Annotated in this window: 18 protein-coding genes; 2 read left to right on the forward strand and 16 right to left on the reverse strand. The window is 68.1% G+C overall.

Features of this window, described 5'->3' with window-relative positions; genetic code table 11:
* Positions 1 to 6: 6 nt before the first annotated feature.
* Positions 7 to 552, forward strand: a complete 546-nt coding sequence (locus G6N18_RS05890) for a B-4DMT family transporter (RefSeq protein ID WP_083001512.1) — start codon at positions 7 to 9, stop codon at positions 550 to 552.
* On the opposite strand, the gene aroQ is transcribed toward G6N18_RS05890, so the two are convergent.
* From aroQ to G6N18_RS05960, 14 genes are all read right to left on the reverse strand, one after another.
* On the reverse strand, positions 501 to 983 hold the full coding sequence (gene aroQ / locus G6N18_RS05895) for a type II 3-dehydroquinate dehydratase (RefSeq protein WP_083001511.1): 483 nt from the start codon (positions 981 to 983) through the stop codon (positions 501 to 503). The two genes, G6N18_RS05890 and aroQ, sit on opposite strands and share 52 nt — an antisense overlap.
* Entirely contained in the window at positions 980 to 2,074 is a 1,095-nt protein-coding gene (gene aroB / locus G6N18_RS05900; RefSeq protein WP_083001509.1) for a 3-dehydroquinate synthase, read from the reverse strand. The genes aroQ and aroB overlap by 4 nt, the downstream gene beginning before the upstream one ends.
* Positions 2,067 to 2,714, reverse strand: a complete 648-nt coding sequence (locus tag G6N18_RS05905; RefSeq protein WP_083001507.1) for a shikimate kinase — start codon at positions 2,712 to 2,714, stop codon at positions 2,067 to 2,069. Before G6N18_RS05905 ends, aroB begins: the two co-directional genes overlap by 8 nt.
* Complete coding sequence (gene aroC / locus G6N18_RS05910; RefSeq protein WP_083001648.1) at positions 2,714 to 3,922, reverse strand: chorismate synthase; 1,209 nt, start codon at positions 3,920 to 3,922, stop codon at positions 2,714 to 2,716. Before aroC ends, G6N18_RS05905 begins: the two co-directional genes overlap by 1 nt.
* 37 nt (positions 3,923 to 3,959) lie before the next feature.
* Positions 3,960 to 4,562 (reverse strand): TetR/AcrR family transcriptional regulator, encoded by a 603-nt coding sequence (locus tag G6N18_RS05915; protein ID WP_067216612.1) that lies wholly within the window; start codon positions 4,560 to 4,562, stop codon positions 3,960 to 3,962.
* 17 nt (positions 4,563 to 4,579) lie between these two features.
* Positions 4,580 to 5,014 carry a nitroreductase/quinone reductase family protein gene (locus G6N18_RS05920; RefSeq protein WP_163689811.1) on the reverse strand — a complete coding sequence of 145 codons (435 nt, stop codon included), beginning with the start codon at positions 5,012 to 5,014 and terminating at the stop codon, positions 4,580 to 4,582.
* A 35-nt stretch (positions 5,015 to 5,049) separates the two neighbouring features.
* Positions 5,050 to 5,541, reverse strand: coding sequence for a DUF3237 domain-containing protein (locus G6N18_RS05925; protein WP_083001503.1), 492 nt, complete (start codon positions 5,539 to 5,541; stop codon positions 5,050 to 5,052).
* A complete protein-coding gene (locus G6N18_RS05930) occupies positions 5,538 to 5,915 on the reverse strand; it encodes a nuclear transport factor 2 family protein (protein ID WP_083001502.1) in 378 nt (125 codons plus the stop codon). The genes G6N18_RS05925 and G6N18_RS05930 overlap by 4 nt, the downstream gene beginning before the upstream one ends.
* Positions 5,916 to 5,967: 52 nt before the next feature.
* Positions 5,968 to 6,396 carry a prepilin peptidase gene (locus G6N18_RS05935; protein ID WP_083001500.1) on the reverse strand — a complete coding sequence of 143 codons (429 nt, stop codon included), beginning with the start codon at positions 6,394 to 6,396 and terminating at the stop codon, positions 5,968 to 5,970.
* 42 nt (positions 6,397 to 6,438) lie between these two features.
* Positions 6,439 to 7,245 carry a shikimate dehydrogenase gene (locus G6N18_RS05940; protein WP_083001498.1) on the reverse strand — a complete coding sequence of 269 codons (807 nt, stop codon included), beginning with the start codon at positions 7,243 to 7,245 and terminating at the stop codon, positions 6,439 to 6,441.
* Positions 7,242 to 8,483, reverse strand: a complete 1,242-nt coding sequence (locus tag G6N18_RS05945; protein WP_083001496.1) for an endolytic transglycosylase MltG — start codon at positions 8,481 to 8,483, stop codon at positions 7,242 to 7,244. The genes G6N18_RS05940 and G6N18_RS05945 overlap by 4 nt, the downstream gene beginning before the upstream one ends.
* Entirely contained in the window at positions 8,476 to 9,066 is a 591-nt protein-coding gene (gene ruvX, locus G6N18_RS05950; RefSeq protein WP_067216355.1) for a Holliday junction resolvase RuvX, read from the reverse strand. The genes G6N18_RS05945 and ruvX overlap by 8 nt, the downstream gene beginning before the upstream one ends.
* A 4-nt stretch (positions 9,067 to 9,070) precedes the next feature.
* Positions 9,071 to 11,767, reverse strand: a complete 2,697-nt coding sequence (gene alaS / locus G6N18_RS05955; RefSeq protein WP_083001494.1) for an alanine--tRNA ligase — start codon at positions 11,765 to 11,767, stop codon at positions 9,071 to 9,073.
* A gap of 151 nt (positions 11,768 to 11,918) precedes the next feature.
* Complete coding sequence (locus G6N18_RS05960; protein WP_083001492.1) at positions 11,919 to 12,323, reverse strand: secondary thiamine-phosphate synthase enzyme YjbQ; 405 nt, start codon at positions 12,321 to 12,323, stop codon at positions 11,919 to 11,921.
* A gap of 97 nt (positions 12,324 to 12,420) precedes the next feature.
* Here G6N18_RS05960 and G6N18_RS05965 point away from each other — a divergent pair, with 97 nt between their 5' ends.
* Positions 12,421 to 12,732 (forward strand): GlsB/YeaQ/YmgE family stress response membrane protein, encoded by a 312-nt coding sequence (locus G6N18_RS05965; RefSeq protein ID WP_067216366.1) that lies wholly within the window; start codon positions 12,421 to 12,423, stop codon positions 12,730 to 12,732.
* 54 nt (positions 12,733 to 12,786) lie between these two features.
* Here the strand turns inward: G6N18_RS05965 and G6N18_RS05970 are convergent, their stop codons facing one another.
* Positions 12,787 to 13,260, reverse strand: a complete 474-nt coding sequence (locus G6N18_RS05970) for an SRPBCC family protein (protein ID WP_083001491.1) — start codon at positions 13,258 to 13,260, stop codon at positions 12,787 to 12,789.
* Positions 13,257 to 13,613, reverse strand: coding sequence for an ArsR/SmtB family transcription factor (locus G6N18_RS05975; protein ID WP_067216373.1), 357 nt, complete (start codon positions 13,611 to 13,613; stop codon positions 13,257 to 13,259). Before G6N18_RS05975 ends, G6N18_RS05970 begins: the two co-directional genes overlap by 4 nt.
* Positions 13,614 to 13,636 lie beyond the last annotated feature (23 nt).

The following is a 13,636-nucleotide window of genomic DNA, read 5'->3' on the forward strand; positions in this document are numbered from 1 at the left end:
GGCCCCATGAGTAAGTGGTTGCTGCGCGGACTGGTGTTCGCGACCCTGATGGTGATCGTGCGATTGCTGCAGGGAACGCTGATCAACGCGTGGGAAACCAAGGCAGGGCTGATCAGCGTCGTGCTGGTGGCGCTGTTCGCGATCGCCGCGTTCATATGGGGGTTGATCGACGGCCGGGCCGACGCCCGCGCCAACCCCGACCCGGACCGCCGCGGTGACCTGGCGATGGTCTGGCTGCTTGCCGGCCTGTTCGCCGGGATCGTCAGCGGCGCGGTGGCGTGGTTCATCGCGCTCTTCTACAAGAGCCTGTATGTCGAGGCGCTCGTCAACGAGGTCACCACGTTTGCGGCGTTCACCGCGCTGGTGGTGTTCCTGATGGCGATCGCGGGCGTGGCGCTGGGCCGCTACCTCGTCGACCGCAAGGCCGACCAGACACCGCACCTGCACCACGCCGGCGAAGATGACCGCGCCGACACCGACGTTTTCGCGGCCGTCGGGCGTCAGGACTCGGACGGGTCCGCCGAGACCTCACCCCGCGACGACCGGGTGTAGCCGTCGGCGGCCAGGTACCGCAGAGCCAGCACGTAGCCCTGCACGCCGAGGCCGACGATCACGCCGGTGGCCACCGCGCTCAGGTATGAGTGGTGCCGGAATTCCTCGCGGGCGTGCACGTTCGAGATGTGCACCTCGATCAGCGGCGCACGCAGTTCGGCGCACGCGTCGCGCAGTGCCACCGACGTGTGGGTCAACGCGCCGGCATTGAGGATCACCGGATCACCCGCATCGGCGGCGGCGTGAATCCAGCCGAGCAGGTCGGCCTCGCTGTCACTCTGCCGCACAACGGCTTTCAGCCCCAGCTCCTCGGCCTCATGCTCGATGAGCGCCACCAGCTCGTCGTGCGTGGTGCTGCCGTACACGTCGGGTTCGCGACGGCCCAGCCGAGCGAGGTTGGGGCCGTTCAGGATCAGCACCGTCTGAGTCATGACGCCACCGCTCCTATTTCTGCGTATGCCGCCGCAAGAAGCGACGGGTCTGGTCCCTCCAGACGGCCCGGCTTGCCGAGGCCGTCGAGTACGACGAATCGCAGCACGCCCGCGCGGGTCTTCTTGTCCCCCGCCATGGCCTCCAGCAATTCGGGGAATGCGTCGGCGTCATAACTGACCGGCAGGCCCAGCGAGGTGAGCACGGTCCGGTGCCGGTCGGCGGTTCCGTCGTCGAGGCGGCCCGCGAGCCGGCCGAGTTCGGCCGCGAACACCAGTCCCACCGACACGGCGGCGCCGTGGCGCCACTGGTAGCGCTCGCGGCGTTCGATCGCATGCGCGAGGGTGTGGCCGTAGTTGAGGATCTCGCGCAGCTGTGATTCCTTCTCGTCGGCGGCGACCACCTCGGCCTTGACCGCGATCGCGCGCCGGATCAGCTCGGGCAGCACGGCTCCGGTGGGATCCAGCGCGGCTTCGGGATCGGTTTCGATCAGGTCCAGGATGGTCGGGTCGGCGATGAAACCGGCCTTGACGATCTCGGCCATCCCTGCAACGAGTTCGTTGCGGGGCAGCGTCTCCAACGTGGCGAGGTCGACGAGCACGGCGGCGGGTTGGTGGAACGCGCCGACCAGGTTCTTGCCCGCGTCGGTGTTGATGCCGGTCTTCCCGCCGACGGCGGCGTCGACCATTGCGAGCAGCGTGGTCGGCACGTGCACGATGTCGATTCCGCGCAGCCAGGTGGCGGCCGCGAACCCGGCGACGTCGGTGGCCGCTCCGCCGCCGAGGCTGACGACCGCATCCCTGCGGCCGATGCCGATGCGGCCCAGCACTTCCCAGATGAACCCGACGACCGGCAGATCCTTGCCTTTCTCGGCGTCCGGAATTTCGATGCGGTGCGCATCGACCCCGGTGTCCGCCAATGTCTTCCGGATGAGCTCAGCCGTCTGCGCGAGTACCGGCTGGTGCAGGATCGCGACCTTGTGCCTGCCCTCCAGCGCGCGTTGCAGTTCGCCGAGCAGACCGGTACCGATGATGACGGAATACGGCGGATCGACGAGCACGTCCACGGTGACCGGGTCGGTGTGTTCAGTCACGGTTGACCTTCATGTTTCGGGCTGCGACCGCCGCCGGTGACGGCGGCGCCTCGGTGCTGGGTTCGGCGGTGAGCGCCGACGGTCCGCGGCGCCAGGGCGGGCGACGCTTGCGCCGCTGCGGGTTGGGGCTACCGGGGTTCTCCAGTCGGGTGACGATGTAGCGCACCACCGCCCCGGGATTGCGCCGGTTGGTGTTGACCCGGATCGTCGCCACCTTCCGGTACATCGGAACACGTTGTGACATCAGTGCTTTGAACTTCTCATCCCGGTCGGGTCCCGCCAGCAGCGGACGCACCGTGCTGCCGCCGGTACGGCGCACCCCCTCAGCGGCGCTGATCTCCAGATAGATGACGGTATGACCGGCCAGCGCCTCGCGCACACCCGCGGTGGTGACCGCGCCCCCGCCCAACGACAGCACCCCGTCATGGGTCTGCAGCGCCGATCGGACGACCTCTTCCTCGATCCGCCGGAACTCCTGCTCGCCGTCGGTGCCGAAGATGTCGGCGATCGCGCGGCCCGTTTTCTCCTCGATCGCGGCGTCGGTGTCGAGCATCGAGACACCGAGGGCCTTGGCCAACCGCCGCCCGATCGTCGACTTGCCCGACCCGGGCAAGCCGACCAGTACTGCGCGGGGCGCCATCAGCCCGAGGCCTGCACCGGTCGCGCCGCCGGCTCGCGGTTGCGCACCGCTCGTAGGTAGTTGTCGATGTTGGCGCGCGTCTCGGTCAGCGAATCACCGCCGAACTTTTGCAGCGCCGCCCGTGCCAGCACCAGCGCCACCATGGTCTCGACGACCACGCCGGCGGCCGGCACCGCGCACACATCGGAGCGCTGATGGATCGCGACGGCCTCGTCGCCGGTGGTCATGTCCACGGTGGCCAGGGCCCGCGGCACGGTGGAGATCGGCTTCATCGCCGCGCGCACCCGCAGCGGTTGGCCGTTGGTCATCCCGCCCTCCAGGCCGCCCGCCCGGTTCGTCGAGCGCATCACCCCGTCGGGGCCCGGGTACATCTCGTCGTGGGCGACGCTGCCGCGGCGGCGCGCGGTCTGGAAGCCGTCGCCGATCTCGACACCCTTGATCGCCTGGATGCCCATCACCGCGGCCGCGAGCTGGCTGTCGAGCCGGTTGTCGCCGCTGGTGAACGAGCCCAGCCCCACCGGGAGGCCATGAGCGACCACCTCGACGACGCCGCCGAGTGTGTCGCCGTCCTTCTTGGCGGCCTCGATCTCGTCGATCATGGACTTTTCCGCCGTCTCGGCATACGCGCGCACAGGACTCGCATCGATCGCGGCCAGGTCCGCGGCCTGGGGCGGCGGGCCGTCGTACGGGTCTGACGCCCCGATCGAGATGACGTGGGACAGCACCTCGACGCCGAGCGCCTCTTTGAGGAACGCGCGGGCGATCGTGCCGGCGGCCACGCGGGCGGCGGTCTCGCGCGCGCTGGCACGCTCGAGCACCGGACGGGCGTCGTCGAACCCGTACTTGAGCATGCCCGCATAGTCGGCGTGCCCGGGCCGCGGCCGGGTCAGCGGCGCGTTGCGCGCGACGTCGAGTTCGGCCGGGTCCACCGGGTCCGGTGCCATCACGGTTTCCCACTTCGGCCACTCGGTGTTGCCGATCTCGATCGCGATCGGGCCGCCCAGCGTGACGCCGTGCCGGACCCCGGCCAGCATGGTGACCTGGTCCTGCTCGAACTTCATCCGGGCGCCGCGGCCGTACCCGAGACGACGGCGGGCCAGTTGCCCGGCGATGTCGTCCGAGGTGACGCGCACACCCGCGACCATGCCTTCGACCACAGCCACCAGGGCGCGGCCGTGGGATTCACCAGCAGTGGTCCATCGCAACACGCGTCCCATCTTCCCACGTCGGCCGCCGGGCCCCGAATCAGCCGATCACCAGCCCGTCCAGGATGCGGCCGAGCTCGGCGACGGCGTGCCGATGCGCGACCTTCTGGTCCTTCGCGCGGGCGACGATCATCGCCAACTCACAGATCGCGCCGAACAGGAAGTGGGCCAGCGGCCCGGTCGGCCGGTCGGCGATCCGGCCCGCCACGATCGCGCGCGTGATGGCCACTTCCATCATCTCGAGCAGCGGCGTCTCGAGGCGGCGCATCTGCTCCCAGCCCAGCGCGCCGAACGCGTCGAGCAACACGATCCGCTGCAGTCCTGGTTCGAGGCACTGCTCGAGAAACGCCCGACATGCGGCCGCGAACCCCTCCCACGGATCCTTCTTGCGTTGATACGCCTTCACCAGCGGCGCGGATATGCGTTCGACCTCCTGGGTGAACACTGCCTCGAACAGTTGGCGCTTGCCTTCGAAGTGGTGGTAGACGGCGCCCTTGGTCATCCGGGCCCGCGCCGCGACGGTGTCCAGCGAGGTCGCCTCGTAGCCCTCCTCGGCGAACAATGCGCGCGCCGCGTCGACAAGCGCCGACGTGGTTGCCTCGGTGCGCTCCGCCTGGGTGCGCCGTGCGCCCTTGGTCGCCACAGCCGAACGATAGCCGGTCACGACTCGGCAGGGTCGAGCGCGATCAGCGGTAGTTCCCGGTCGGTGAAATGCCGGTAGTACTCGGCTTGCGGGTATATCTCAACAAACGCCCGCCATGCGTCGTCGCGTTCGGCTGCGACCAACTCACGCGGCCGAACCACGCGGCGCACTCGGCCGATCTGCACGACGCCGGAGCCGGTGTGCTGCAGGTTCAGCCACCAGGCGGGGGTGCGGGATGACCCGGCGTTGGCGGCCATCACAACGAGCGCGTCGCCGCGACGCAGGTAGAGCACGGGAGTACGGCGACGCTCGCCGGTGCGACGACCCACGGTCTCGAGCACCATCACCGGGGCACCGGCGAACCACCGGCGCCCGACGCGTCCGCCGGTGATCCGGTAGACCCGCGCATGCACGCGGCCCATCGCGCGTTGGACGCGTGGCCACCGGGTCACGACCCGATTCGACTGCCGGGCAATCGTTTCCTGGTTCATAGCACCCGGTAGACGCGGTAGTCGACGTGATTGGGCGAGAGGATGTTGTAGCCAACCGCGACGATCTCGCTGAGCCAGGCGTAGCGGTCGTCTGCAGTGCCGAACGTGGGCGTGGTCCGCACGTAGGTCTCGTCGAAAGCGAGCACCTGACCGCGCGCCAACCGGTCGAGTCCGTCGCCGGGGACTTTGATGACCCCGGTGCTCTCGAAGTGGATGAGTACGCCGTCATGGGTGCGTAGCGTCGCGCGGACATCGACCCGGCCGCTGCCGTTGTTACCCACAAGCAGCCAATCGCCGCCGCCGGGTAGCACTTCGCCGCGCATCCGCGGACCGTCGATCGTCCCCCCGGTGGTGACGAACGTCATCCTCATTCCGAGTGGCGTCGGGATCAGTTGTGCTGGAAGCAGATTGACGTGTATGTCGAAGAGGTGCTCTGCGGGCAGGGCGTCCCGGAGCGGTAGCTGGTCGACCGCCGTTGCCGCGCTCACGCCCGCGCCTGGTTCATCGAGGCCATCAATTGAGCGGAGTCGATGAACGAGTCCTTGCGCGCGACGAGTCCGTCTGCGGTGACGGTGACCAGGTCGAGGCAGTCGAAGCGGACGCCGCCTGAGATCAACGCCCAGTCGAGCACCCAGTGGTCGTTTCCGTAGAGCACGCGATGGATCTCGAACGAGAAATCCGGAAACTGCTCGAAGAGCTTGGCGAAGGCCTCGCGTGCGGCGTCGCGGCCGACGACGGGAGGTGTGCCGGCGTGCGTCCAGAACCGGGTGTCCTGAGTGTGCAACGCCGCGATCGCCTCGGGGTCGCGCTGCGCCCACGCGGCGAAATACCGGTCCGAGAGGTGTTTCAGATCAACTTGCATACCCGCAGTATGCACTAACCTACCCACGGTATGCAACGTTTGATCGCCGCTGTCACCCGAACGTCACCAACGCGGTCACCGCGCCAGCCGAGAGGCACATCGAGAAGCCGTGAGGGACAATGGGTTCGGCCCGGCGCACTGCGGCGACGACCGCCCAGGCGGCCGTCAGCAGCGGTGCGCCGACTGCGGCAAGCGTCCAGATGTCGATGCCGAACGCACCCGTCAGCGCGCCGACGCCGATCGCGAGTTTGACGTCACCGGCGCCCATCGCCGCCGGCGCGAGCAGATGCACCGCCAGGTAAACGGTGAACAGTACGACGGCGCCCGCCAACGCCGGAAATCCGCGACCCGCCGCTGCCGCGACGGTCAAGATCACTATCGCGCCCGGCATGGTCAGCCAGTTCGGTAGCCGACGTTCCCTGATGTCGAACACGCTCAGCGACACCAACCACGCCAGCAGGACGACGCCCGCGACCCCCATCTCTGGAGGCTAACGCCGGTCCGGACCGGCTTCGGACACCAATCAGCGCACGTCGAGCGCCGCTTCCATCGCTTCCCGTGGTGCCGGGCGGCCGGTGAACTGCTCCACCTGAGCGAAGGCCTGGTGAAGCAACATCTGCAGACCACTGATCACCCGCCCGCCGGCGTCCAGGACCGCCGCCGCCAACGGCGTCGGCCACGGATCGTAGATCGCGTCGAGCACAAGCGGTGCTCCCGCGAGCGCGGTTGCGTAGCGTGCGGCAGCCTCGGCGGGAATGGTGTTGATCAGCAGGTCCGCGTCGACGACCGTGCTGCGAAGTTCGGGGCCGTCGACGTCGCACCACCGGCCGTCGGCGCCCAACCGGGTCGCCAGATCCACCAGCGGCGCGGCCTTGTCGGGGTTCCTGGCCACCACAGTGACCCGCTGCACGCCAAGCTCTGACAACCCGACGACCGCCGCCGGTGCCGTGCCCCCGGAACCGACAACGATGCCGTGCGCGGCCGCCACCTCCCCCAATGCTCCTGTCACGCCGTCGATGTCGGTGTTGTCGGCTCGCCATCCGGTTTCGGTCCGCACCAGCGTGTTGGCCGAGCCGACGAGTTCGGCGCGGGTGGTGCGCTCGTCGGCGACCTGCAGCGCCGCGAACTTGCCGGGCTTGGTCACCGAGACGCCGATCCAGTCGCGGTTGAAACCGGTGACCAGTTCCGGCAATTGCTCGGCCGTGCACTCGATTCGCTCGTAGGTCCAGTCGTCCAACCCCAGCGCACGGTAGGCCGCGAGGTGCAGCTGCGGCGAGCGGGAGTGCGCGATCGGCGAACCGAGGACCGCGGCCCTACGGCGTGCGCTCATCGCGCGGAATCGAGCACACCGTTGCGCTGGGCCAGTTCGATGTTCGCGAGGTGCTGCTGGTAGTCCCTGGTGAACAAGGTCGTGCCCTGCATGTCGATCGTGACGAAATACAACCAGTCCCCCGGCGCAGGCTGCTCGGCGGCGGCCAGCGCCGCTTGGCTCGGCGAGCAGATCGGGGTCGCCGGAAGCCCGGGTCGGACATAGGTGTTCCACTGATTGTGTTGCGCGCGATCGGAGTCGGTGGTGGCGACCTCGATCCGGTCCAGCGGGTAGTTCACCGTGGAGTCGAACTCGAGCGTGCGGTTCTCGGCCAGCCGGTTGTAGATGACGCGCGCCACCTTGGCGAAGTCCTCCGGGGTCGACTCCCGCTGCACCAGCGAGCCCACGGTCAAGATTTGATACGGCGACATCTCCATGGCCGCGGCCGTCTCGAGCAGCCCACCGTTCGCGTATTGCGTTGCGCTGGCGGAGATCAAATTCGACAGGATCTCCTGCGGCTGCGCCGACGGGTTGATATTCCACGTGCCCGCGGCGATCAACCCCTCGAGGCGACGATGGTCGTGTCCCATCGCGGTGACGGGCTCGATCGCCCAGTCGGGCACCGCCAGCGCCACCGGCGCGACGGTCCCGGCCACCTGCTCCAACGCGTCCGCCGACACACAGTGGCGCTCGCCGTCGAGGTCGACACACGTCGCGCGCGAGATCAGGCTGAGGATGCCGTCGGTGACGGCGTTGGTCTTGACGTCGCGGACGTCGTCGAGTTGGCGTCCCTCGGGGATGGTGAGCTTGCCGACCCGGTTCTGCGGATCTGCCAGGCGTTCAACGGCGTTGGCCGCCGGGATCTCGGTGCGCAGCTTGTAGAAGCCGGGCTGGATCGCCGAGATCGCATCGTTGCCCTCGGCGGCGTCGACGAACGCGCTGGCCGCCGCGACGATGTTGTGCTCCTGCAGCGTCTTGCCGATCGCGGTGGTGGAGTCGCCGTCGTGTACCTGGATGACCACATCGGCGATGCCTTCGCCCGTGAAGTCGTTGCCGCCGAACAACGAGTGCCACAGCTTCGAGCCGAGAAACACCGCGCCGACGGCGACCACGATCAGCAGACCGACCGCCAAGCTGCCCGCCAGCCGACGCCTGCGCCGGTTCCGCGCCTGCCGTATCCGGTCCGCGCGGGTCATCCGGCGCCGCGGTGGACCGACCGCAACCGGTTCGGCCCGCTCGCGGCCCCAATGGTTAGTCATCCACGACCTCTCCGTGTGCGGCAAGGTGGTCTTCTGCTCCTCGCATCCGCGGCGCCGCTCGCCGCTGGTCCAGCCAGTTCTGCAGAATGCCTACCGCCGCCGCTTGATCGATGACCGAACGCTGGCCCTTGGCCCGAACGCCGGCCTCCCGCAACGAGCGCTGAGCCACCACGGTAGTGAGTCGTTCGTCCGCGAGTCGCACGGGTGTCGGCGCGATACGCGCAGCGAGCGCATCGGCGACCGCGACGGCATCCTGAGCGGAGGAACCGGAGCGGTCGGCGAGCGTGCGGGGCAATCCCACGACGACCTCCACGGCGCCCAGGTCTTCGACCAGCCCGGCGAGTCGTCGGATGTGCCGGTCCGAATTCTTGCGCCGGTCCCGCGCCACGGTCTCGACCGGCGTCGCGAGGATGGCGTCCGGGTCACTTGCGGCCACCCCGATGCGCACGCTGCCGACATCGATGCCGATCCGTCGGCCGCGTCCCGGGTCCGGCGGGTTCAGGGAGTCTCCCGGCCGATCCGGCTGCCGGTCGCCCGATGTTCCTCGCGCAAGCTGCTCATCGCCCGTGGGTGTGGGATTCACGCGGCTAGCTCCGGTGAATCTCTGCGCGCAGCGCGGCCAATGCCGCGTCGATCCCTGCCGCCCCTTTACCGGAACCCTGTGCCAGATCGGCCTTACCGCCGCCACGGCCGTTGACCGGCGCAGCCAACTGCTTCACCAGGTCGTCGGCCCGCAGACCGAGGTCTTGCGCCGCCGGGTTGACCGCCACCACGAACGGGACGGTGTCGTTCTCGCCCTCGGCGATCAGCGCGACGACGGCGGGGTCGGCGCCGAGCTTTCCGCGGATGTCGCCGACCAGCGTGCGAAGATCACCGGCCGACATCCCGCCGGCCATCCGCTGCGCCACCAGACGCACCTTACCGACAAGCTCGGCGCCCGCGGCGGCATTTGCTGCGGCGGCGCGTGCGTTCGCCAGACGAAGCCGGTCCAGCTCCTTCTCGGCCGCTCGTAGCCGCTCGACCAGATTCGCCACTCGCGCAGGCACTTCGTCGGACGGCACCTTCAGCGACGATGCGAGGCCGGCCATCAATGCCCGTTCCTTGGCCAGGTGGCGGAACGAGTCCAGGCCGACGTAGGCCTCGACGCGACGAACGCCGGAGCCGACCGACGACTCGCCGAGGATCGTCACCGGGCCGATCTGCGCCGAGTTGTGCACGTGGGTGCCGCCGCACAACTCCAGCGAGAACGGGCCGCCGATCTCGACCACGCGGACCTGATCGGGGTACTGCTCGCCGAACAGCGCCATCGCGCCCATCGCCTTGGCCTTCTCCAACTCCGTGGTGAACGAGTGCACCTCGTAGTCGGCTTCGACGGCCTCGTTGGTGACTTCCTCGATCTGCCCGCGCTGATCCTCGGAGAGCGGACCCTGCCAGTTGAAGTCGAACCGCAGGTATCCGGGCCTGTTCAGGGAGCCCGCCTGAACCGCGTTCGGCCCCAATACCTGTCGCAGTGCGGCGTGCACCATATGAGTTCCGGAATGGCCCTGGGTCGCACCGTGCCGCCAACGCGGATCCACCGAAGCGATCACCGTGTCACCCTCGACGAACTCGCCGGACTCGACGTTGATCCGATGTGCCCACAGGGTTTTCGCGATCTTCTGCACATCGGTGACGGCGGCCTTCGCCGCGGTGGACGCGCCCGAGCCGCTGATCGTGCCTTCGTCGGCGATCTGACCGCCGGCTTCGGCGTAGAACGGCGTGCGGTCGAGAATCAACTCGACCCGGTCCGGCTGGGGGCCGCCACCATCGTGGGATACGACCGGCACCCGCTTGCCGTCGACGAAGATGCCCAGAATCCTTGCTTCCGAGGACAACTCGTCGAATCCGGTGAACTCGGTCGGCCCCGCGTCAACGAGGTCGCGGTACGCCGACAGATCCGAGTGCGCCTGCTTGCGTGCCGCGGCGTCGGCTTTGGCGCGCCGCCGCTGCTCGGCCATCAGGCCGCGGAAGCCTTGCTCGTCAACGGACAGCCCGTGTTCGGCCGCCATCTCCAGCGTCAGTTCGAACGGGAAGCCGTAGGTGTCGTGCAGCGTGAACGCGTCGGAGCCCGACAACACGTTGGCACCTTTGGCTTTCGTCGCACTGGCCGCCTCGTCGAACAACCGCGAACCCGAGGCGAGCGTGCGGTTGAACGCGGTCTCCTCGGCCACCGCGATCCGCTCTATGCGGTCGAAGTCGGCCACCAGTTCGGGGTACGACGGGCCCATCGCGTCCCGCACGGTGGCCATCAGGTCGGCCATGATCGGCTGCTCGACGCCGAGAAGTTTGGCCGCGCGGATGATCCTGCGCAACAGGCGGCGCAGCACATAGCCGCGCCCCTCGTTGCCGGGGCTCACACCGTCGCCGATGATGATCGCCGCGGTGCGACTGTGGTCGGCGATTATTCGGTAGCGAACGTCCTCCTCATGGCTGCCCTGCCCGTACCCGCGCGGCGCGCGCGCAGCCATGAGGTCGATGACGGGGCGCACCAGGTCCGTCTCGTAGACGTTGTCCACGCCCTGCAGCAGGCAGGCCACGCGCTCGATGCCCATGCCCGTGTCGATGTTCTTGCGGGGTAACGGGCCGAGGATTTCGAAGTCCTCCTTCGAGGTGCCCTCGCCGCGCTCGTTCTGCATGAAGACGAGGTTCCAGATCTCGATGTAGCGGTCCTCGTTGACGACCGGCCCGCCTTCGGCGCCGTAGTCGGGGCCGCGGTCGTAGTAGATCTCCGACGACGGCCCGCACGGCCCGGGGATGCCCATCGACCAGTAGTTGTCTGCCATCCCGCGGCGTTGGATGCGTTCCGGCGGCAGCCCGGCGACCTCCTGCCAGAGTGCTGCGGCTTCGTCGTCGTCGAGATAGACCGTGGCCCAGAGGCGCTCCGGGTCGAGCCCGTACCCCCCTTGATCGACCGGGTTGGTCAGCAGCGTCCAGGCGAATTCGATGGCGCCCTTCTTGAAGTAGTCGCCGAACGAGAAGTTGCCGGCCATCTGGAAGAAGGTGTTGTGCCGGGTGGTGATGCCCACCTCATCGATATCGGGTGTGCGGATGCACTTCTGAACGCTGGTGGCGCGATTCCACGGCGGCGCCTGCTGACCGAGGAAGTAGGACACGAACTGCACCATGCCGGCGTTGACGAAGAGCAGATTGGGGTCGTCGAGGATCACCGAAGCACTCGGCACCTCGGTGTGGCCCGCTTTCACGAAGTGATCGAGGAAACGCTTCCTGATCTCGTGTGTCTGCACGTCTGATACATCCTTGTAGTTTCGCTGGTACCTGCGACTATTCGACCGCACTACAGTACCGGTCGACGTTGTCGCGCCGAAAAGTCAACGAACGGGCGTCGCTCCCGGTGCCCCGTCAGCTTCGATCGGCTGGCGCTGCGCAGTGCCCCCTTCAGGCTGCGGCGATGAAGCTCAGGCGCACCTTACGGTGCGGGTTGTCGCGGTTGAGGTCGACGAGCACGATGCTCTGCCAGGTGCCGAGCAGGGGTTGGCCGTCCTGCACGGGCAGGGTCACCGACGGCGACACCAGCGCCGGCAGGACATGGTCGGCGCCGTGGCCGGGTGAGCCGTGCGAGTGGCGGTAGCGGTCGTCACGCGGAAGTAGCCGTTCGAGCGTGTCGACGAGATCGTCATCGGAGCCCGCACCCGTCTCGATGATCGCCACACCCGCCGTAGCGTGCGGTACGAACACGCTGCACAACCCGTCGCGGTGGCTCCCGCAGAAGGAGCGCACCGCATCGGTCAGGTCCACGATGCGGCGCTGGCCGGTGTCGATGTCGAGTACGTCGGAATCCACACCTTCGAGGGTACGAGGCGCGTCGCCGATCGACCCGGCAGTTTATTGACGTCGGTGTCGGGGTATCTCACTGGCACCCCGAGACCCTGGAGGAACAATGACCGTCACCGGTGTAATCACCGCAATCCTGATCGGCGCCGTCGTCGGCGTGCTCGCTCGCCTGTTACTGCCCGGCAGGCAGCCCATCGGCATGCTGGTGACCGTTCTCGTCGGCATCGTGTCGGCATTGATCGGCACATGGCTCGCCCGTGCACTCGGCCTGCCGACCGCCACCAGCGGAGTCGACTGGATCGAGCTTCTCGTCCAGGTTGTCGTCGCCGTGATCGGTGTCGCCCTGGTGTCCGCGCTCATGGGCCGCAGGCGCACCGGCGTGATGGGCACGCGTCGTCGCGGCGGCGTCATCCGGTAGCCAACCCACCCCGGCGATCCCGGCTGCTTCCCCCTGCAGCCGGGATCGCTTCTGTCACAAGGTTTTCAGCAGCTCATCGAGCTTCTCGTAGCCTTCTTGCATGCCGCCCTCCATGCCGGACGACAGCAGCGCGTCGCGGGCTTCGACGTTCGGGCAGATGGACCGGCCGCGCAGCCTGCTGCGGCCACCGCCGAGGTCCTCGAACCACATGTATTCGATGTTGACCTGATCCGGCGCGCCGTCGAATTCGAAGGTCTGCAGGATGAACTCGTTCTCACGCACGGTGTGGAAGGTGCCGTTGAAGCGGTACTCCCCGCTCTCGTCTCTGTGCGAATAGCGGTAGCCGCCATGGCTCTTGAAATCCCACTCCTCGATCGTCATCTCCAGATGGCGCGGACCCAGCCATTTCTTCATCAGATTGGCCTCTGCGTGTGCCCGAAACAGGGCTTCGACGGGCGCATCGAAGTCCCGGGTGAACTCCATGGCCAGGGTGTCGACGGGTGCGGTCAGATTCAGTGCACTGGTCATTTCTCGTTTCCTTTCTCTTCGGTCATGTCCGCCAGCAGGGCATCCAGCCGGCGGTAGTTGCGTTCGGCGTCAAGCCGATACCGGTCGATCCAAGCGGTCAGCCGCTCCAGCGCGGCCGCATCCAGGTGGACCGGCCGTCGCTGCGCGTCGCGGGTCCTGGTGACCAGCCCCGCCTGCTCGAGCACCTGAATGTGCTTGGACACCGCCTGTTTCGTGATGTCGAACGGCGCCGCCAGCTCGTTGACCGTGGCGGGCCCCCGCGACAGCCGCGCCACGATGGCGCGCCGGACGGGGTCGGCCAGTGCCAGAAAGGCACGGTCCAACCGGGCGTCTGCATCGTCATCACTCCTCAATTGTCAACCTTATGCTTGATCAA

This window comes from Mycolicibacterium celeriflavum (assembly GCF_010731795.1).
Lineage (GTDB): Bacteria > Actinomycetota > Actinomycetes > Mycobacteriales > Mycobacteriaceae > Mycobacterium > Mycobacterium celeriflavum.

Bases quoted from the DNA above. Each gene is read 5' to 3' on its own strand.
- G6N18_RS05890 (WP_083001512.1), top strand. From the start codon at position 7: ATGAGTAAGTGGTTGCTGCGCGGACTGGTGTTCGCGACCCTGATGGTG.
- aroQ (WP_083001511.1), bottom strand. From the start codon at position 983: ATGACTCAGACGGTGCTGATCCTGAACGGCCCCAACCTCGCTCGGCTG.
- G6N18_RS05905 (WP_083001507.1), bottom strand. From the start codon at position 2,714: ATGGCGCCCCGCGCAGTACTGGTCGGCTTGCCCGGGTCGGGCAAGTCG.
- G6N18_RS05930 (WP_083001502.1), bottom strand. From the start codon at position 5,915: ATGCAAGTTGATCTGAAACACCTCTCGGACCGGTATTTCGCCGCGTGG.
- G6N18_RS05935 (WP_083001500.1), bottom strand. From the start codon at position 6,396: ATGGGGGTCGCGGGCGTCGTCCTGCTGGCGTGGTTGGTGTCGCTGAGC.
- G6N18_RS05940 (WP_083001498.1), bottom strand. From the start codon at position 7,245: ATGAGCGCACGCCGTAGGGCCGCGGTCCTCGGTTCGCCGATCGCGCAC.
- G6N18_RS05945 (WP_083001496.1), bottom strand. From the start codon at position 8,483: ATGACTAACCATTGGGGCCGCGAGCGGGCCGAACCGGTTGCGGTCGGT.
- G6N18_RS05965 (WP_067216366.1), top strand. From the start codon at position 12,421: ATGACCGTCACCGGTGTAATCACCGCAATCCTGATCGGCGCCGTCGTC.
- G6N18_RS05970 (WP_083001491.1), bottom strand. From the start codon at position 13,260: ATGACCAGTGCACTGAATCTGACCGCACCCGTCGACACCCTGGCCATG.